Source organism: Monashia sp. NPDC004114 (genome assembly GCF_053603855.1).
Genome location: NZ_JBSGGK010000005.1, coordinates 75149 through 94937 on the forward strand (window position 1 = coordinate 75149; position 19789 = coordinate 94937).

At 70.7% G+C, this 19789-nt stretch carries 15 protein-coding genes and 1 riboswitch; of the genes, 5 read left to right on the forward strand and 10 right to left on the reverse strand.

Features of this window, described 5'->3' with window-relative positions:
• Window positions 1–36: 36 nt before the first annotated feature.
• From ACWEOW_RS08660 to mraZ, 3 genes are all read right to left on the reverse strand, one after another.
• On the reverse strand, window positions 37–750 hold the full coding sequence (locus ACWEOW_RS08660; RefSeq protein WP_452268778.1) for a hypothetical protein: 714 nt from the start codon (window positions 748–750) through the stop codon (window positions 37–39).
• On the reverse strand, window positions 747–1754 hold the full coding sequence (gene rsmH, locus ACWEOW_RS08665) for a 16S rRNA (cytosine(1402)-N(4))-methyltransferase RsmH (protein ID WP_452268779.1): 1008 nt from the start codon (window positions 1752–1754) through the stop codon (window positions 747–749). Before rsmH ends, ACWEOW_RS08660 begins: the two co-directional genes overlap by 4 nt.
• A 441-nt stretch (window positions 1755–2195) precedes the next feature.
• The gene (mraZ, locus tag ACWEOW_RS08670) at window positions 2196–2627 is read right to left on the reverse strand and encodes a division/cell wall cluster transcriptional repressor MraZ (protein WP_452268780.1); all 432 of its coding nucleotides are present in this window, start codon (window positions 2625–2627) and stop codon (window positions 2196–2198) included.
• Between the two features lie 515 nt (window positions 2628–3142).
• On the opposite strand from mraZ, the gene ACWEOW_RS08675 reads away from it, so the two are divergent.
• From ACWEOW_RS08675 to ACWEOW_RS08685, 3 genes are read left to right on the forward strand one after another with little or no spacing between them, the layout of a single operon-like run.
• Window positions 3143–4141 carry an AAA family ATPase gene (locus tag ACWEOW_RS08675; protein ID WP_452268781.1) on the forward strand — a complete coding sequence of 333 codons (999 nt, stop codon included), beginning with the start codon at window positions 3143–3145 and terminating at the stop codon, window positions 4139–4141.
• Between the two features lie 13 nt (window positions 4142–4154).
• The gene (locus ACWEOW_RS08680; protein WP_452268782.1) at window positions 4155–5399 is read left to right on the forward strand and encodes a DUF58 domain-containing protein; all 1245 of its coding nucleotides are present in this window, start codon (window positions 4155–4157) and stop codon (window positions 5397–5399) included.
• Entirely contained in the window at window positions 5396–7702 is a 2307-nt protein-coding gene (locus tag ACWEOW_RS08685) for a transglutaminase family protein (RefSeq protein WP_452268783.1), read from the forward strand. Before ACWEOW_RS08680 ends, ACWEOW_RS08685 begins: the two co-directional genes overlap by 4 nt.
• Window positions 7703–8136: 434 nt before the next feature.
• On the opposite strand, the gene ACWEOW_RS08690 is transcribed toward ACWEOW_RS08685, so the two are convergent.
• The 6 genes from ACWEOW_RS08690 to ACWEOW_RS08715 all read right to left on the reverse strand — a co-directional run bounded on the left by ACWEOW_RS08690 (window position 8137) and on the right by ACWEOW_RS08715 (window position 15523).
• Entirely contained in the window at window positions 8137–9891 is a 1755-nt protein-coding gene (locus tag ACWEOW_RS08690) for an RNA polymerase sigma factor (RefSeq protein WP_452268784.1), read from the reverse strand.
• 331 nt (window positions 9892–10222) lie between these two features.
• Window positions 10223–10621, reverse strand: a complete 399-nt coding sequence (locus ACWEOW_RS08695; RefSeq protein WP_452268785.1) for a universal stress protein — start codon at window positions 10619–10621, stop codon at window positions 10223–10225.
• 180 nt (window positions 10622–10801) lie between these two features.
• Window positions 10802–12079, reverse strand: a complete 1278-nt coding sequence (metX, locus tag ACWEOW_RS08700) for a homoserine O-acetyltransferase MetX (protein ID WP_452268786.1) — start codon at window positions 12077–12079, stop codon at window positions 10802–10804.
• A 17-nt stretch (window positions 12080–12096) separates the two neighbouring features.
• A riboswitch (SAM riboswitch) is annotated at window positions 12097–12211 on the reverse strand.
• 149 nt (window positions 12212–12360) lie between these two features.
• On the reverse strand, window positions 12361–13911 hold the full coding sequence (locus tag ACWEOW_RS08705; protein ID WP_452268787.1) for a DUF4192 family protein: 1551 nt from the start codon (window positions 13909–13911) through the stop codon (window positions 12361–12363).
• 90 nt (window positions 13912–14001) lie between these two features.
• Window positions 14002–14724 (reverse strand): YkvA family protein, encoded by a 723-nt coding sequence (locus ACWEOW_RS08710; protein ID WP_452268788.1) that lies wholly within the window; start codon window positions 14722–14724, stop codon window positions 14002–14004.
• A 49-nt stretch (window positions 14725–14773) separates the two neighbouring features.
• Window positions 14774–15523, reverse strand: coding sequence for an EcsC family protein (locus ACWEOW_RS08715; RefSeq protein WP_452268789.1), 750 nt, complete (start codon window positions 15521–15523; stop codon window positions 14774–14776).
• A gap of 194 nt (window positions 15524–15717) precedes the next feature.
• On the opposite strand from ACWEOW_RS08715, the gene ACWEOW_RS08720 reads away from it, so the two are divergent.
• Window positions 15718–16866, forward strand: coding sequence for a MalY/PatB family protein (locus tag ACWEOW_RS08720; RefSeq protein ID WP_452268790.1), 1149 nt, complete (start codon window positions 15718–15720; stop codon window positions 16864–16866).
• Window positions 16859–18652: a DNA polymerase gene (locus ACWEOW_RS08725; protein ID WP_452268791.1), complete on the forward strand. Its 1794-nt coding sequence runs from the start codon at window positions 16859–16861 to the stop codon at window positions 18650–18652. Before ACWEOW_RS08720 ends, ACWEOW_RS08725 begins: the two co-directional genes overlap by 8 nt.
• A 65-nt stretch (window positions 18653–18717) precedes the next feature.
• Here ACWEOW_RS08725 and ACWEOW_RS08730 read toward each other — a convergent pair whose 3' ends face one another.
• Window positions 18718–19752 carry a proteasome assembly chaperone family protein gene (locus ACWEOW_RS08730; protein ID WP_452268792.1) on the reverse strand — a complete coding sequence of 345 codons (1035 nt, stop codon included), beginning with the start codon at window positions 19750–19752 and terminating at the stop codon, window positions 18718–18720.
• Window positions 19753–19789 lie beyond the last annotated feature (37 nt).

Here is a 19789-nt window from a genome sequence, read left to right on the forward strand (position 1 = left end):
CGGCGGGGGTCGGTGCCTCGCGGCTCGGTCACTGCGTCACCTCGTCGTCGTCGGGTCCGTGCCCGGTCGGGAGGGGGTGGGGGCGGTTGTCGCCGCGGGCGGTGACGTGGGCTTCGTGGAGAGCGGGGCGGTCGAGTGCCCGGTTGGCTGCCCCGTGGGCTGTCCGGTCGGTGTGGCGCCGGGAGTGGGCGGGGCCGTCGGCGTGCCGGTCGCCGTACCAGTAGCGGCCCCGGCGGCCGCGCCTGCGGGCGGGGCCTGCTGGGCCTTGGCCGCCTTCGTGGCCGAGTCGAGCAGCTTCTTGACCTGGGCGGTGACCTTCGAGGGCGTCGGGCTGGTCACGATCGGGAACGCGTTGTTCCTCGTCGCCGGCTCCGGCTCTCCGGAGACCGAGCCCGTGGCCAGGTCGATGTACCCGCGCTGGTTCATCCGGACCATCCCGAGCTGGGACGCGCTGAGCGCAAGGGCCCCCGTGGCCGAGGACCGGTCGATCTCCTCCTGCAGGTTGCTCGAGGTGTCCGCGAGGCGCGCCGACTCCCGCTGGAGGTCGCCGAGGACGAGCGAGCCCTGCGCCAGGGCCGTGTTGAGCAACAGCAGCGCGATGAGTCCGGCGGTGAGCAGGACGATGCAGATCGTGGCGAACGCGCCGTTGCCCGACTGGGCGATCCGCGTCGGGATGACGCGGAGCGGCACGGGGCCCGGCGTGCGCCGTGGGGCGCGCAGCGGTCGTGCCGCAGCGGTCATCTGGCTCATCGGTCGGTTCCCTTCCTGGAGGTGCGGGCTGAGTGCGGGGACGTGTCGCGCACTCGCTCGGCCACGCGTAGGCGGGCCGAGGCGGCGCGGGGGTTTGTCGTGACCTCGGCGTCGGAGGGCTCCTCCGCGCCGCGAGTCACGAGCGAGAGGTATGCCGCGTGCTCCGGAAGCTCGACGGGCAGTCCTGGCGGCGTGCTGGAGGTCGCGCCGGCGGTGAACGCGCGCTTGGTCACGCGGTCCTCGAGAGAGTGGTAGGACAGCACGGCGATGCGCCCGTGGAGCGCCAGCACGTCGATGGCGGCATCGATGGCGCGACGCCAGACCGCCAGCTCGTCGTTGACCTCGATGCGCAGGGCCTGGAAGGTGCGCTTGGCCGGGTGTCCGCTCTGTCGCTGGGAGGCGGCCGGGATCACCCGGCGCAGCAGCTCCACCAGGCGTGCCGAGGTCGTGAACGGCGCCGACTCGCGTTCGCGCACCACGGCATTCGCGATCTTGCGCGCGTACCTCTCCTCGCCGTACTCCCTGAGGATTCGGGTGAGCTCGTCGGCGGGGTACGTGTTGAGCACGTCGGCGGCGGTGAGGCCCGTCGACTGGTCCATGCGCATGTCGAGCGGAGCGTCGACGCGGTAGGCGAAGCCGCGGTCGGCCTCGTCGAGCTGCAGCGAGCTGACGCCGAGATCGAACAGGATGCCCTCGACAGACTGCAGACCCAGGTCGGCGACGACCTCGTCGATGTCGTCGTAGACAGCGTGCACAGGCCGGAAGCGGTCGCCGAACCGGCTCAGCCGCTCGCCGGCCAGGGTGAGGGCCTCCTGGTCGCGGTCGATGCCCACGACCGTGCACTCCGGGAAGCGCTCGAGGACGCCTTCGGCGTGCCCACCCATCCCGAGCGTGCCATCGACGTGCATCGCTCCCGGACGCTCCAGCGCCGGGGCGAGCAGGTCGAGGATCCGGTCGCGCATGACGGGGACGTGTCGCCCCTGCGCGGGTCCTCGGTCGCTCATCGTGTTGTCCTTCACGCTCGTAATGCTGTGAGTCCTGATGCGTACGTGACGCATGTGACTGGTGTGACTTGTTCGGGGATAGGGGTCTGCCGTGCGGGGTGAAGGTGGAGGGGTTGCCGCCGGTGCTGGACGGTTCGGTCTGGACGGTTCGGTCTGGACGGTTCGGTCTGGACGGTTCGGTCTGGACGGTTCGGTCTGGACGGTTCGGTCTGGACGGTTCGGTCTGGGCTGGTCGGCGGGGCTGGTCGGCGGGGCTGGTCGGCGGGTCTGGGCGCCGCCTGGTCGTCTGGCACCTGGGGGCTGGTCCCCATCCGCTGCGTCGCCCGCGACGGGGGAAGTCGTCTCGGGAGGGAGCGGCGGCTGGAGGCCGGCACCTAGGTACGTCGGGTGCTTCGGGTGGCTCAGGCTGGTCGGCTGTCGGTGGCTCGGGCGGGGTGGCGGTCAGAAGAGGCCAGGGATCACCTCCTCCGCGGTGTCCGCGAAGCTCTGCTCGGTCTGCTCGAGGTAGGTGTTCCAGACCGAGCTGTCCCAGATCTCGAGGCGCGATCCGGCTCCGATGACGGTGACCTCGCGGTCGAGCCCCGCGTACTGTCGCAGGTTCGCCGGGATGGTGAACCGCCCCTGCTTGTCGGGGACCTCGTCTGAGGCACCGGAGAGGAAGACACGCATGTAGTCGCGCGCGGCCTTGCTTGTGGTGGGAGCCTGGCGCATCTGCTCGGCGACGGCGACGAACTCGTCCATGGGATAGAGGAAGAGACACCGCTCCTGGCCACGGGTGACGACGAGTCCTCCCGCGAGCCGGTCGCGGTACTTCGCGGGCAGGAACAGCCTGCCCTTCTCGTCGAGCCGGGGCGTGTGCGTCCCGAGAAACATGGTCCGCCACCTCCCCTTGTCGACCCGCGGGCGTCCCCATTCCCTTCCTTGCCGCCCCACGATACTCCACTTTGCTCCACCGTCAACGATACTTGAGCCCTTGCGACGCCGTCTCCGCCGCGTTTGCGCAGGTCAGAGGAGGTGGGGGGAAGTGGAGGGGTTGCGCACCACCATGGAGCGAACCGGACACACCGGACGGCAACCAGCGCCGTCGCGACCCCGCCGTGGACGAACAACGGGCCCTCCGGCATACGCCGGTGGGGCCTTGAGGAGGCGCCGAACGCCCTGTCGGCCGTTCCAGCTCGCGATCTCACCGAACCGAAACGGTGCGTAGGACGTTGGGGTGGTGGAAAGTGGAACCAGAGCCGTGGGCTGCTGTTGGTCTCCATCCGGTCACGACTGAGTGGTCACTACCGGCACCCGGGGTCCATGGGAGAAGATCACCTGACGGGTCGCGCACCCGCCACGAGCAGGGCTGCGCATTCGACCAGGGGACACGACTAGCGGAGGACAGCGTGACGACGACGGACACCGGGCTCGACACCACGACGGTTGCCGAGGCCGCAGACCTCGCCCTCGTCCATGGCGTGGCGGACCGCCTGATGGAGGCGATGACGAGCGTCATCGAGGGCAAGGCCGACGTGGTGCGAACCACCGTGACGGTGCTCTTCGCGGGGGGCCACCTGCTCATCGAGGACGTGCCGGGCGTCGGCAAGACGATGATGGCCAAGGCGTTGGCCAAGTCGATCGACGCGTCGGTGCGGCGCATCCAGTTCACTCCCGACCTGCTGCCGAGCGACGTGACCGGCGTCAGCATCTTCAACCAGGATGCGCGGCGCTTCGAGTTCCGGCCCGGCGCGATCTTCGCCAACGTCGTCGTCGGCGACGAGATCAACCGCGCCTCGCCCAAGACCCAGTCCGCTCTCCTCGAGTCGATGGAGGAGCGGCAGGTCACGGTCGACGGCACCACCTATCCCCTGCAGGCACCCTTCATCGTGATGGCCACGCAGAACCCCATCGAGATGGAGGGCACGTACCCGCTCCCGGAGGCACAGCGCGACCGGTTCATGGCCCGGATCTCGATGGGGTACCCCGCGCCGCACGCCGAGCTCGACCTGCTCGAGAGCCATGGGGCCGAGTCACCGCTGGAGAAGCTGACCGCCGTCACCGACGCCGACACGATCAACCGGGTCGTGCACGCGGTGACAAGGGTCCACGCGAGCCCGGCGGTGCGGCAGTACATCGTCGACCTGGTCAGCCGGTCCAGGTCGACGACTGCTCTCCGCCTCGGGGCCTCGCCCCGGGCGGCGCTGCATCTGCTGCGGGCCGCGCGGGCCCATGCGGCTCTCGACGGGCGCGACCACGTCATCCCCGATGACGTGCAGGTGCTCGCCTCCCCGGTCCTCGCCCACCGGCTCATGCCGTCGAGCGAGACCCAGCTGGCTCGCCGCACCACCGCCGAGGTCGTGGTCGACCTGCTCCGCCAGGTGCCGGTTCCCCCGGCCGCACGCTGAGCGGACCGAGGCAATGCGCGCGCTGCGCAGCGTCCTCACGACCCGGGGACGCGCGTTCTTCGGCTCCGGGATCGTCCTCGTCCTGGCCGGCATCATCTTCGGGTTCCGCGACCTGACGCGGTTCGGTGTGCTCCTCATCGGGCTGCCGATGGTCTCCGCTGTGCTCGTCCGCACCCGCAAGACGCGGATGCGGATCGAGCGGCACAGCCATCCGGAGCGGATCAGCGTCGGCCAGGACGCCCACGTGACGCTCTCCTTCGAGAACGTCTCGACCAACACGACGCCGATCTTCCTGGCCGAGGAACGGCTCGACTACGTCCTCGGTGACCGACCGCGGTTCGTGGTGGGCCGCATCCCGCCCGGCCGCGTGCGGGCCATCGACTACGGCGTCCGGTCGCACGTGCGAGGGCGACACCGTCTCGGCCCGCTCGGTGTGCAGGTGCAGGACCCGTTCGGGCTGGCGAACCGCCATGCCGTCCTCGAGGGCACCACGGACCTCGTCGTCCTGCCCGCTGTGCACCCGCTCTCCTCGAGCCGCCAGCCCAGCTCGGGTGTCGGGTCCGAGGGTGAGCAGGCCCATCTCATCGCGTTGCACGGCGAGGACGACGTGACGATCCGCGAGTACCGCGACGGCGACGACCTGCGGCGCATCCACTGGCCCGCCACGGCCCGCACCGGCGACCTCATGGTCCGCCAGGAGGACCGTCCCGCCCAGCGGCGTGCCATCGTGCTCATCGACCCACGACCCGCCGCCCACGGCGGCACCGGAGTGTCGAGCTCGTTCGAGTGGTCCGTGACTGCTGCGGCATCGGTGGCCGTGCACCTGTGCGAGTCCGGGTATGCCGTCCACCTGGTGTGCGCGGAGACCGTGGACAGCTCGCGTGTCTCCGACACGATGACCGTCGACGAGATCCTGGACGTGCTCGCCGTGACCGAGATGCGTGAGGACACCGGCCAGGACGAGATCCTGCGGGCGGCCCAGTCCCTCGCCTCGACGGGCGGCTTCGTGCTCGCCATCGTCGGGCCGTACGACCGCGACGTCACGTCCCGGGTGGCCAGCCTGCGCCAGCCCGGCACGACCGGCCTGGCGTTCGTCGTCGACTCCCGATCCTTCGGGACCACCCACGCCGAGGACGCCCTCGCCCACGTCGACGCGCTGCGGCTGGCCGGCTGGCGCGCCGTCGCGGTGGAGCGCGACGAGGACATCAGCCACGCGTGGGCCGTGCTCACCGCCGCGACCGTTGGAGGCAGCCGATGACACGCCGCCGCTGGAGGATCACCCTCCTGGCCGCGCTGGCCACGCTGGCGTCGATCTGGCCGATCACGAGCCTGTTCACGGACTCGGGCTGGCTGTCGCAGGCGATTGCCGTGATCGCGCTCGTGGCCATCATCGGCCTCATCATGCGCGGCGCGACCCGCTCCAAGATCCTCGTCGTGGTCGTTCAGGTGCTCGTCGTCGGGTACCTCATCCTCGCCAAGTTCGCCGGAGACACGTTCTTCTTCGTGGTGCCGACCGGCACCACCGCGGAGCTCGCCAACGCCTTCGGGCTGCAGGCCTTGGAGACCATCCAGCGCTACACAGCCCCTGCTCCGCTCAACGAGGGCGTCACCTTCTGTCTCGTCATCGCGGTCGCGCTCGTCGCCATCGCGGTGGACGCGACGGCGGCCACGTGGCGCTCACCCGCGGCGGCCGGGCTGCCGCTCCTGACGGCATACCTCATCACCGCGGCCAACGGCCAGGAGGCGCTGGCACTGCGCTACTTCATCGTGCCCGTGGCGCTGTGGCTGCTGATGCTGCACACGACAGCGCGGGCATCGTTCGGCCGCTGGGCCACCGCGAGCGCGGCCGAGCACAGCGAGGTCGATGAGGTCGCTCATGACCGGGCTGCCATGCGCTCTTTCTCCGGAACTGCGTTCAAGCTCGGCGCGGTCGGCGTGCTCATCGCCGTGATCGTCCCAGCGGTCGTGCCGCACTTCCCGCCGCGATACCTCACCGAAGGCCTCGGCCGCACCGCCGGCAGCGGCGGCGAGGGGTCCGTCGGCTTCAACGACACACTCGACCTCGCTCGCAGCCTCACCAACGCGGACCAGACCCCTGTGCTGAGCTACACGACGACGGCCTTCACCCGGCCGCCGCTGCGCGTCCTGGCCACGTCGTACTACTCGCGGGGTGAGTGGAAGGTCGTGGGGTCAGCAGGTCCCAAGCCCGAGGCCCCGGCGGCCCTACCGCCGCCGTCGAGCCGGCGCGACTACGTCATCTCCGTCACCGACAACACACTCGCGGCGCCGCACGTCGCGGCACCGTACCCCGTCGTGGCCGTCGCCATGGAGGGCACCGCCTGGTCCATCGACCCGATCACCCGCGACGTGCGGGTCGCCCAGCCCGTGAGCAGCTACCGCATCACCTACTCCGATGTCGCCCCCGCCGCACCGCTGCTGCAGCAGGTCGGAGCCCCGGACTCCCCCGACATCACGCCCGACGACCTCTCCATCCCGGACCGCACCCGCGAGTTCATCCAGCAGTGGTCCGACCGGGTCACCGCAGGCAAGACGAACGAGCTCGACAAGGCGATCGCGATCCAGGACCACCTGCGCGACACGTCGATCTACACCTACTCGCTCGACCTCGGTGAGTCACTGCGTGACGAGAACGGTCGCCTGCTCGACCCGATCGAGAACTTCGCGAAGACCAAGCGCGGCTACTGCGTCCAGTTCGCGACGGCGATGATCATGATGGCGCGCGCGCAGGGCATCCCCGGCCGGATGGCCATCGGCTTCCTACCCGGCGTGCGGTCCGGTGACAAGTACATCGTCAAGGCCAGCGACGCACACGCGTGGCCCGAGCTGTACTTCCAGGGCTACGGCTGGCTCCGGTTCGAGCCGACCCCCGGCGCCCGCTCCGGCACGCCCCCGCCGTATGCCGTCGCAGGTGCCGGCGCCGGCGCGACCGGCGGTGGGCGGTCCGTCGACGAGACCGCGTCCGGCGGCGCGAACAGCCCGCACGTGACCCGCACGACGAAGGAGAGCGACACCGTCGCCCCTGCGCCCAAGAACATCGTCGAGACACTCGGGTCGGTGTTCAGCGTCCGCAACGTCGTCACCGTGCTCGCTGGGCTCATCGGTCTGCTCGCGGCGTTCATCATGCCGCTCACCGCGTGGTTCATCAGGCTCCGTCGCCGACGCGCCGCAGTGACACAACAGGACCTCATCGAGGCCGAGTGGCTCGACCTGACAGCCCACCTGCGCGATCTCGGACTCAGACCTCCCCCGGGATCGACGCTGCGGCAGCTGAGCAACCGCTACGTCCACGACGGCCACCTCGACGAGGCGAACGCCACCGCGATGCAGCGCGTTACAGCGACCCTCGAGAAGGCGCGATACGACCTGCCCGAGCGCACCACACCGCAAGAGGCCATCCGGCTGCACCGCGACATCCGGACGATCAGGCGACAGGTCGGGCGCACCCGCGCGTGGCAGATCCGGCTGCGGTCCTTCCTGTGGCCCGAGGCCGGTGTGACGGTGTGGCGCGACCTGCCGGACCGGTTCCGCCGCAGGGGGTAGGCCAACGAGCGTGGTGGTCGGGCCGGTCGCGTCGGCCCGCGGGTTGGGCGGGTCAGCCGCGGCTCCAGGTGGCTGACCAGCGCTGACCGAGCAGGTATGCCGCGAGGCCGGCCGACATCGAGATGGTCGAGTGAGCATGCGGTCTCAACTGTGCCCACCGTCGAGTGGGCGCTCCGTCCCACGAGGCCCAGGGGAAAGCCCACCTTCCGCTGGAACGGGTGGGACGGAGCGCCCACTCGACCAACACTGGAGCCGGACACCCGCCGTGGCACGCGCATGCGGCGACCGCCCGCGAGCTCGCGGGCTGGTGCTGGTCGCTGGCCACCGTGCCCGAGCAACCGGGCTCACGGTCCTTGACCGGGATCAGAAGTGCCGCCACGACAAGGAGCCGTGGCGGCACTTCACCCTGCCACCTGACAGGAACGACCTACAGATCAGTCGAGGTAGTCGCGCAGCACCTGTGAGCGGCTCGGGTGACGCAGCTTGCTCATCGTCTTGGACTCGATCTGGCGGATCCGCTCACGCGTGACGCCGTAGACCTTGCCGATCTCGTCGAGCGTCTTCGGCTGGCCGTCGGTCAGGCCGAACCGCATCGAGACCACTCCGGCCTCACGCTCGGACAGCGTGTCGAGCACCGAGTGCAGCTGCTCCTGGAGCAGCGTGAAGCTCACGGCGTCGGCCGGCACGACCGCCTCGGAGTCCTCGATGAGGTCGCCGAACTCGCTGTCGCCGTCCTCGCCGAGCGGCGTGTGCAGGGAGATCGGCTCGCGGCCGTACTTCTGCACCTCGATGACCTTCTCCGGCGTCATGTCGAGCTCCTTGGCGAGCTCCTCCGGAGTGGGCTCCCGACCGAGGTCCTGGAGCATCTGCCGCTGGACCCGGGCCAGCTTGTTGATGACCTCGACCATGTGGACAGGGATGCGGATCGTACGCGCCTGGTCGGCCATGGCGCGCGTGATCGCCTGCCGGATCCACCACGTCGCGTAGGTCGAGAACTTGTAGCCCTTGGTGTAGTCGAACTTCTCGACCGCGCGGATCAGGCCGAGGTTGCCCTCCTGGATGAGGTCGAGGAAGAGCATGCCGCGGCCGGTGTAGCGCTTCGCGAGCGACACGACGAGGCGCAGGTTGGCCTCGAGCAGGTGGTTCTTCGCCTTCTTGCCGTCCTGGGCGATCCACCACAGCTCGCGCTTGAGCTTCATGTCGAACTTCTCGCCGGAGTTGAGCTTCTCCTCCGCGAACAGCCCGGCCTCGATGCGCTTCGCGAGCTCGACCTCCTGCTCGGCGTTGAGCAGGGCCACCTTGCCGATCTGCTTGAGGTAGTCCTTGACCGGGTCGGCGGTCGCGCCGGCGGTGACCACCTGCTGGGCGGGAGCGTCGTCCTCGTCGTCGTCGCGGATGACGAAGCCGGACTCCTCGGACTCCTCCGCCGCAGGGGCGCTCGCCGCCGGCCGGTCCTCGTCGTCGCCTTCCTCGCGGTCCTCGGCCTCGGCCTCGGACTCCTCGGCCTCTTCGGCCTCGTCGGTGACCTCGACGTCCTCGAGCTCACCGTCCGGCGCGTCGTCAGGCTCGGCGTCGCCGGCCTCGAGCTCGTCCTCGGCGTCGCCCGTGGCGTCAGCCGCATCGGTGGTCTTGGCGGCGGCCTTGGTCGCAGCCTTCTTCACCGCGGTCTTCCTGACCGCGGGCTTCGCGGCCGCTTTGGCGACACCGGCGTTCGTCGCGGCCTTCTTGGCGGCAGGCGTTGCCTTCGCCGCCGACTTGGTCGCAGTCTTCGTGACCTCGGCCTCGTCAGCCGCGGCCGCGCTCTTGGTCGCCGGAGCGGCCGTCGCCTTCGCCGTGGTCTTCTTGGCTGCGGCCTTCGTGGGTGCGGTCGTCCGGCTGGTCGCGGTCTTCGTAGCCGCGGCCGTGGTGCTGCGTGCGGTGGCCACTGTGCCTCCCTTGGTCCCCGTGCGGGTCTTCTTCGTGCTGGAGTGCGGCGCGTCGACGACGATCTCGATGTCGTGTGCCTCGAGCGTCGTCAGTACCGGCTTCATCTGCTTCAGGTCGAGGTCGGCCTCGGCCTGGGCGCGCGCGATCTCCGTGCCGGTGATGGTCCCGTTGTTGGTTCCCTTGACCAGGAGCTGCATGATCGCCTCGTGCTGGAACACCTTCGGCAGGGTCTTGGGAGCTCCAGCGGTTGTTGCTTTCGGCACGGATGCAGTCGCCTTTCGTCGCGGGTCTCGTCAGATGATCGCTCCGACTCCGGGCATGCATCATCACAACGAACGAGAATGGGGGTTCGTGCCGGGGGAGCTTGGCCAGTCGGAGTCGATCCCTGAGTCGATCTCTCGGTCGCGCCTCGTGCATTCCGGTACTCCGACATTATAAAACGCTGTTCGGCATCCGAGCGAACGCACGACGCATCCGCGCGCCCACACGTGGGGACGATCGACCGCAACACCGGCTGGACGATGGTTCTCGACCAGCGGATCCCGGGGCGCCGTGCTCGATCTTGGCGCTGGGTTGGCCTCGTCGGGAATGGGCTCAGAGCGCCTTGACGGCGAGGACGGGACAGCTCGCGTCGAGCAGGATGCGCTGGGCGTTGGAGCCGAGGATGAGCTTGCCGACCGGGCTACGGCGGCGCAGGCCGATGACGATGAAGTCGGCGTTCTCCTCCTCAGCGACGCTGATGAGGTCCTCGGCGGGGTCGTTGCCGCGAACGAGGTGGCGCACCTCGTGCTGCAGCCCCTGCTCCTCGAGCATCGACTGGACGCGTGAGAGCTCGCCCTCGAACATGCTGGCCTCGTCCGCGTCGAAGTCCTTGCCGCCCCGGTGGGAGCTGATGACGACAAGCTTCGTACCTCGAAGGACGCACTCCTCGGCCGCTCGCTTGAGCGCCGCGCGACCTTCCTTGGTTGCGACATAACCAACGACGATGGCCACTTCCCCGGACCTCCTTGGGACGGAAACAACCAGTGCTCGAACCGTACCCGAAATCGGGGTCCGCGGCGCGCGGCGCGGCGGTGCCCGCGAGGTGACCGTGACCAGCCCGCGAGCGACCGCCGAACCGGCGGCTCGGGCGACCGCTTCATCGGCCGAACAGCCGGCGGCTCCGCCTGCTGGTCAGTGAGCCGACCGGGACAGGGCCTCGGCGATGATCCTGCCGACCTGCTCCTCCTCGATGAGGAAGCCGTCGTGTCCGAAGTCGGACCGGATGTGTCGCCGGAAAGACCGGGGCAGGGCCACGTGGAGCTCGTCCGAGAGCCGCGGCGGGTAGAGGCGGTCGGTGTCGACCGAGACCACCGTGCAGTCGGCCGTGACCCTCGCCAGCGCGGCCGCGACCCCGCCGCGGTCGCGACCCACGTCGTGGGAGTTCATCGCCTCGGTGAGCACGAGGTAGGAGTTGGCGTCGAACCGTCGCGCAAGCTTGCCGGCGTGGTGGTCGAGGTAGGACTCCACCGCGAAGCGGCCCCGGTCGCCCGCGCGCAGCGGGTCCTCCCCGAGCTGTGCCTCACGGCCGAAACGCGCGCTCAGCTCGGTCTCCGTGCGATAGGTGATGTGTGCGATCCGGCGCGCGAGACCAAGCCCGGCCTCCGGACGCCGCGGCGAGTCGTAGTAGTCGCCATCGACGAAGTGCGGGTCGTTGCGGATCGCGAGGAGCTGCGGCTGGCACCACGCGATCTGGTCGGCCGTGGCGTATGCCGTCGAGGCGAGCACGATGCACCGCTCGACGACGTCGGGGTAGGTCACCGCCCACTCGATGGCGCGCATCCCGCCCATCGAGCCGCCGACGACGGCCGCGAGTCTGCGCACGCCGAGCGTCTCGAGCAGGGCGCGCTCGGCGCCGACCTGGTCGCGAACAGTGACGTAGGGGAAACGACTGCCCCACGAGCGGCCGTCGGTGGATGTGCTGGACGGACCAGTCGTGCCCTGGCAGCCGCCGAGGACGTTCGCCGCCACGACGAACCACTGAGCGGGGTCGACGGGCCTCCCGGGACCGATGAGGCTGTTCCACCAGCCCGGTGAGAGATGGCCATCACCCGCCTCGCCCACGACGTGACTGTCTCCGGTCAGGGCATGCTCGACAAGGATGACGTTGTCGGCCGCCTTGTTGAGCGTGCCCCAGGTCTCGTAGGCGATCCGGACCTCGGGGATCACTCCCCCGCGCTCCAGCTCGACGGGACCGATGTCGACGAACTGCCGGTTTCCGGCCGGGTCACCCTCGCGCCAGGCCCCGTCGAGCCTCGCGGCGGGACCCACTGTTGCCGATGCGGCCGCCGGCACCACAGCTGGGGTCGCCGACACAGGTGCCGCCGCCCCGGTTGTGCCAGGGCCGCCCGCAGAAGCGACCTGACGCGCGGGACGCCGCGTACGCACCGGCTGCCGGTCGGTGACTGTCATGGCGGATTGCTCCTAGGTGCTCGCGCTTGCACACACCCGGGACGGGCATGGCCAGGTCCTCACCCGGGGCACCCCACCGCGAAGGAGGGTTGCCGACCAGCGAGCCGGGGCTTGTCACTGGTGCTCATGACCTTGGACCACCATACGCGAGCGTCCGCCTGCCGTTTACCTCGCGGTCCACGACCTGGACTCGAAGCCACCGAGTCGGCCAACGCACGCGATACGTGCGGAGCGCATCCTCGCGCGGCTCCGGGGGGCCGTGGGCCATGCTTCCGAGCGAGTCACGACGACTCGACGGCCGTCCGGGCCCGCAAGCCACAGATCAGGGCCTCGCGGATGAGCAGGCTGAGGGCGTGGTCCGGCTCGGCCTCGAGGGCCCGATCCGCCGCGATCCCGGCGCGCGCTCCGTCCCCTCCCCACCATGAATATGAGGCGACCAGGGCAAGCAGCGGCGCCGCGTGTGGCGCCGGGGTCAGGCGACAGGCCGCTTCGAGCCGTGCCTGGATCGTCTGAGCGGCGGCGGCCGCACCCCAGTCATCCCAGCCGAGGTCACTCCCCGTGCTGGATGCCGCCGGGCGTACCGACACTCGCTCCTGGCCGGCGGCCCCGGACGACGCCCGGCGCAGTCGCCGGCCCCGCTTGCGCTTGCCACGCCGTGGGCGGCGCACCCTGCCGGCTCCGGCGGACGGCTCATGGCCGTGGACGGAAGCACGCGAGCGACCCGGCCCGGGCTGCGCCCCCTCGGGCAGGGCGACGCCGGGGTCGACCGGGACCGTGGGCTGCGAGGCGGCATCGAAAAGGAGCGCAAGAGACTGTGCCGGGTCTGTCGGCCACGAGTCGAGCAGCGCCGGGTCACATCTGAGCCACGCAAGGATCAGCCCGCGCACCAAGGGGTCGCGCAGGGGTCCGACGATCGCTGGGAGCCGGTCCTCGAGGGCGGCGCCCTCGAGGTCGCCTCGCAGCAGCCCTGCCCACGCCTCCAGCGTCTCCTTCACGAGTCGCTCGCGGGCAGCGAGACGCTCGGCATCGTCCGAGGAGTCTTCGCTCATATCGTCGCCGCAGCCGTCGTCCCAGGCGTCCCCGCCGTCGCCCCAGCCGTCGTCCCAGGCCTCCCAACCGTCAACGGACCAGTCGTCCCAACCGTCGTCCCAACCGTCAACGGGGCCGTCGTCCCAGCCGTCGCCCAGGCCGACATCCCCGCCACCGTCTAGCTCGCTCCAGACCGCTCCGGAGCCGTCTGGGAGACCGTGCCGGTCGCCCGGACCGCCCGCCTCGACATACCGCTGCTGCCATTGCTCGATCGCGGACGAGATCGGCTCGTGCCGGGCATCGGACCGGGCCAGCGGGCCGAAGACCTGCCACAGGTCGTCGCGACCGCGGAGCGGGGCGTGCCCCAACGCGACGAAGGAGGCGACCGCGGGCACATCGCTCGGATCAGGCACGGGGTGCCCCTCCTCCGGGCAGCAGCCCCTGAGTAGGTCGAACCAGCGGCCATCCCGCACGACGACCCGCTCGCGGACGATGACGCGGTCCGCCTCGATGGCATCACTGAGCGCATCGACCAGTGGGCCGGCTTCACCGGCCTCGTCCTCGAACCCGACAAGGGCCACGGCGGACGGCTTCTCGCGCAGGAGCACGGCCACCGCCTCGGTCACGGCCTCCCGCAGGCTGCCCCCTCGAGGATCGTCGCGAGGCAGGTCCAGCCGAGCGACCAGCCCGATCCGCTTGCCGTGGAAGCAGCTGACCACGACGCTCCGTGACGGGTGGAACCCCAGCTGGAAAGGGATGACGGTCAACAGGTCGGCAGCACCCGACAACGAGATCTTCGGCATTCCCCGAGCCTGGCGGCTCGGTCGGCACCGCGCCGCCCCTCGGACGACGCCTGTGGACGGAGCAGCGCGTGCGCGAGGGGGTGTGGAAAGTCAGCGCTCGAGGCGCTTGCGCACCGACTCCATGACGTAGTCCGTGGCGGCTCCGCGCATGCCTTCGGGCATGCGCGTGCGCGCGGAGCGACCGCCGCTGGCACCGGCGCCAGCCGTGGCACCGGTCGTGCCCGACGAACCACGCCCTGCCCCTGCATCCGTGCGTCCGGCCCCCGGACGAGCACCTCGAGCCCCAGCGGAGCCACGGGTGCCCGCACCTTCCGCGCCTCCGGGCGTCGCCGCCCCGGTGAAGTCTCGGTCTCGCCGCGGGACGGCCGGGCCTGTCGCGGCGCCGGGGACCGTGGCCGAGGATGCCTCTGACCCCGAGGGCGATGCGTAGCGCGACCAGGCCGCGAGCCCGCGTCGGGTCGAGACGCTGGGGCGATGCAGGCCTTGGCCGATCTCCCAGGCGATGAAGCGGTCGGTCTCCTCGAAGAACACCTTGATCGCCCACGTGATCACGACGGCGTCGTCGGCCGCGCCGAGAACCGGCAGCAGCGCCTCGGGTATCAGGTCGACCGGCGACACCACGTAGGCCACGGCCCCGGCGACGAGGCCGAGCTTGCCGAGGGTCACTCCGGCATACCTGCGCTCGACCGTCGCTCGCACGAGGCGGGGCACGGCCTGCGCGCGCTCGGTGAGCGATGGCGAGCCCGGGCGCGTCGACGCGCGCACGACGGAGGCGACGGTCGCTGCCAGCTTGATTCGCGAGGCGGTCTTCATGCCCGACCCAACGACCGACGGTGCGAGCGGATTCCCATGAGCCCAGACCTCATGCGTGCCCGAACGGGACGACGGGCGGGAACTCCTTGGCGGCTTGTCGCCCGATCCGGTTGAGCAGGTAGACGTCGATCGTCGCGCCGACGACTCCGCCGATGACCGGCAGGAGGCGGCCGAGGCGGGCGAAGGTGCTCTGGCTGATCCGGCCGAGGAGCCGGAACCCGATGGCCTTGTTGAGGACCATCAGCGCGGGAGCGGGCAAACGGTCGGTGGCGAGCGCCGAGAGCCTGCCGGTGCCTGCCTGCAGCCCCGCCCTCTTGAGCAGGTCGTTGCGGTCCGCCCCGACCAGCGTGAGCAGGATCGCCGAGCGGATCTCGGGCTGGTCGATGTCGTAGCCGCGGACCTTCGCGGTCGCCGCGGTCAAGCGCGTGGCCACGAGATAGAACTCGAGCACGTTGGCGGGCAAGGAGATCGGCATCGTGAAGAAGCCACCCAGCCCGGTGACGAAGCCGCCCACCGCGCCGATCTGGCGGTGGTCGTGCCGGATGATCTTGAGCGCCTGCTCCGTGTCGCCACGCGCATGCTTGAGGGCCGTCGCTGCGACCTGGTGGGCCGAGTCGAACGGTCCCTTGCCGTCGATCCCGACGTCGGCCAGCCGCTCGACGAGGCGGGTGGCAGCAGCGGTCAGGCCTCCTTGGGACGAGCCCTTCGCACGAACCTGCGCGGTCTCCTCAGCCAGCTTGCGGGCCTCCTCGGCTGCGGCATCCGATGCCTTGACCGCCGCGTTGCTGTCCCCGAACATGCCCACCGGCTCCACCCCTTGCACGAAGTCGCGTCATCGGGCCGACGAACGGCCACCACGTCACCGTATGCCGGATGCCCGGCCCGTGGCAGCCGAAGCCATCGACGATGTCGGCCAATCTCTCCGGCACCCCGCTCCATGACGCTGCCACCCTCCCGCAGCACACCGTCGGTCCGCTCTCGTAGGGTCGGCGCATGGGCGAAAGGATCCTCGGCGCCGGCCTCGATGACCTCCGGCGCGATCGAACGTCGGTGAAATGGCGGCGCTACGGCCCCGACGTGATCCCGCTGTGGATCGCCGAGATGGACTCCGCGCCCTGCCCTGCGGTCGTCGAGGCGGTGTCCGCGGCCGTGCGCAGGGGCGACACGGGCTACGCCATGACCGACGCGTATGCCGCTGCGCTGGCATCATTCGCGGAGGCGGAGTGGGGCTGGAGCTTCGACCCGACGGCGACGACGCGCGTCGCCGACGTGCTGACCGGCATCACCCACCTGCTTGGTCTGTACACCGACGTCGGCGGGCCCGTGATCGTCAGTCCGCCGGTGTACAACGCCTTCTACGAGGTGGTCGAGGCAGCTGGGCGGCGAATCGTGGAGGCGCCGCTTGACGGGGCAGGCCGACTCGACATCGACTGTCTCGCAAGGACTTTCGCCGACCTGACCGCTCGGGCCGAGCGCGCGGCATACCTGCTGTCCAACCCGCACAACCCGCTCGGCACCGTGCACTCCCCCGACGAGCTTCGGGCCTTGGCGGAGCTCGCCGACGAGCACTCGGTGCAGGTCATCTCCGACGAGATCCACGGGGCGCTCGTCTTCTCGACGAGCACGTTCACGCCCTACCTCACCGTCCCGGGCACGGAGCGCGGCGTCACGGTGACCTCCGCGTCGAAAGCATGGAACCTTGCCGGCCTCAAGGCTGCCGTGCTCGTGCCCGGCGAGCGCGCTGTCGACGACCTGCGCCGGCTGCACATGTTCGTCACGTTCGGGGCCAGCCATATCGGCGTCATCGCCCAGACCGCCGCATACTCCGACGGCCGCGACTGGGTGCACCGGCTGGTCGCGGAGCTCGACGCCAACCGCCGCCTCATCGGCGAGCTCGTGGACGCCGAGCTGCCCGGAGCCGAGCTGACGATGCCCGAGGCGACCTATCTCGCGTGGCTCGACCTCAGACCGCTCGGACTGGGCGACCACCCGGGCACGGAGCTCGTGGCACGTGCCGGGGTGGCCCTCTCCGACGGACCGATGTATGGCTCGGGCGGCGCCGGGCACGCCCGGCTCAACTATGCGACCTCACCCGAGATCCTTCGCGAGGCTGTGACGCGGATCGCGAGATCCCTTGGGTGACAAGGCGTCTGGACCGCCGCTCGTCGCGCTGGTCGCCGGGCCGGACGAGGTCTGTGCCCTGGGCGCGGGTGTCGAGCAGACGGCCCCGCGCGAGAGACTTGCCCAGCTCGTCACCGATCTCGACCGGCGCGTCTCGCCACGCTGGGTCGTCTGGGCCGCGGGATCGACCCTGCGCGAGGTCGTGCGCGCAGGCGTCGATGTCTCCCGGTCATGGGACCTCGCCGAGGCGCACCGGATCATCCACGGCGGCTGGTGGGCCACGCCCGGGCACGTGGTTGCAGGGTGCCGAGGACTCCCCGAGGCGGACGTGCCGACGCCCCGGGCCCACCGGCTGAGCGGCTTCGACGGCGACCTCTTCGACGTCGCGGAGCGCGACGACACCTCGTTGGACACGCCCGAGGGTCACCTGCGACCTGACGCTGCAGCATGGGCAACGGACGCCACCCGCCTCCGCGTGCTCGCGCAGCTCGCATTGGAATGTCAAGCGGCACAGGCTAGCTCGCTGGCGTCGATCGGAGAGATCGATGCCGTGCGAGCGCAGCGCACAGTCTGGTCCGAGTCCGCGGCCGCGGTGCTCTGTCTCGAGCTGGAACGGGACGGCCTCCCTGTCGACCGCGCTACGGCGGAGGACTTCATCGCGCTCTCCGCGGGCCCGCGTCCGGTCGATGACACCGACGCAGCCCGCATCCGGGCGGCGCGTGACCGCGACGTGCTGCGCCACGCCCCCGGCCGCGAGCGGACCGACCTGCGCAACCCCGGCCAGGTGCGCGAGCTGCTTCAGTCCGTGGGTGTCGAGGTTCCCAATACCAGGGCTTTCGTGCTGGAGCCGTACCGGCAGACTCATCCTCTCGTCGACGCCCTGCTCCGCTGGCGCAAGGACGAGCGGATCGCCACGACCTACGGCTACCGGTGGCTGGACGAGTGCGTAGGCAGCGACGACCGGCTGCGAGGAGAGTGGACCGCCTGCGACGGCGCCGCCGGCCGGATGACCGCGGGGAACGGCTTGCACAACCTGCCCGCACCGCTTCGGGCCGCCGTGTGCGCCGCCCCGGGTCACGTCTTCGTCCGGGCGGATCTCGGGCAGATCGAGCCGCGCGTGCTCGCGGTGGTCAGTGCCGACCGGGCGTTCGCCGAGGCCACCCGCAGCGACGACCTCTATGCGCCGGTTGCGGCCAAGCTCGGAGCAGACCGACCCACCGCGAAGGTTGCGGTCCTTGCCGCGATGTACGGCCAGCGCTCGGGTCCCGCTGGTGAAGCTCTGAAGGACCTCGAGCGCGCGTACCCCGTCGCGATGGGACTGCTCGACCGCGCCTATGCCGACGGCGTGGCGCGCCGCCCGGTCCGCACCTACGGCGGCCGGCTCATCCGGTTCGGATCCGCACCGTCGCAGCCGAGCGGCCCGGAGGCTCTGACCAGCCCGATGGCGCAGGACAGCTCACCCGACACGCTTCGGGACGGCATACGCGCGGCCACGTCGGAGTGGTCGGGCGCCGAGGGGGCACGGGGCCGCTATGCACGCAACGCGATCATCCAGGGGTCCGCGGCCGAGCTGTTCAAGGCTTGGGCGGCCACCGTCCGCCACGCGGTCCGGCCGCTCGGCGGGCAGATCGTGCTGTGTCTGCACGACGAGCTGCTGGTGCACGTGCCCGAGACTCAGGCGGGTGCGGCGGTGGCGGCGGTGGAGCGGTCACTCACGAGTGCGTCCCGCACCTGGGCCGGCACGGACCAGGTGCGGTTCGTCGCCGACACGTCGGTCGTGCGACGGTGGAGCGACGCCAAGGCGTGACGGCCGAGGCATCTCCGGCACGGCGATCTGAGGCGACGCTTCGCGTCGTCCTCACGGGGCCGCGATCAGGCCTGGGGACCGCTCGCGGGGTCGCCGCCGGACGTGGGGCCGTCGGAGTCGGTGCCGTCCACACCGTCGGGACCGTCCGACCCGTCCCCGGAGGATCGGTCCGAGCCACCACGGTCGTCCTCGGTGACGTCCTTGAGAAAGGCCTCGAACTCCGCCCCGATCTCGTCGGCGGTCGGCAGGTCCGTGAGGTCCGTGGCGAGCAGGCTGGGCTGCCGGCGGCCCTCGAGGAAGGTGTCGTACTGCTGCTCGAGCGCCCTGACCACGGCCGTGATCTCGTCGGACTCCTCCATCTGGCGGGTGATCTCGGCCCGGTTGAGCCCGGCTGTCGCGGCGAGCTCTCGCAGGTCGAGGTCGAGCCCGGTCGCTGTGCGCACGCGCTCCAGCCCCAGCAGGGCAGCGTCGGCGTACTCGCTCTGGCCGAGGTAGTGCGGCACATGCACGGCAAAGCCGATCGCGTCATGCCCCGACTCGCCGAGCCGGAGCTCGAGCAGGGACGAGAAGCTCGCCGGCACCTGGACCTGCCCGAAGGCCGGCTCGTTGACCGTGAGCAGCCGCGGATTGGTGCCGTGAGCCGTGACCCCGAGCGGGCGCGTGTGTGGCACGGCCATGGGGATGCCGTGGACGCTGACGGTCAGGCTGACGCCGAACCCCTTGATGAGCGCGGTGACCGCCTCGACCATCCGGGCCCACTGGTAGTCCGGCTCGGGGCCGACAAGAAGCAGGAAGGGCACGCCTTCTCGGTCGACGACTCGGTGCAGCAGCAGGCTGGGGTCGTCGTAGCTGGCCCAGTGGTCGCGGTCGAACACCATGATCGGGCGCCGCCCGCGGTAGTCGAGGAGCTGGTCGACGTCGAACGACGCGATGACCCGCGACTCGTGCGCCTCGAGCATCTGCTCGGCCATGAGCCGCTGCGTGTGGCCGGCGTCGATGAATCCGCCAAGGGCGACCACGAGCACCGAGGCCTGCATCTCCTGCAGCATGCTCGGTGAGGTGTCGCTCTCGAACTGGAAGAGCTCGGTCGGGTCCTGCACGGTATGGCCTTTCGTCTCTCGCGGTTGAGATGGTCAA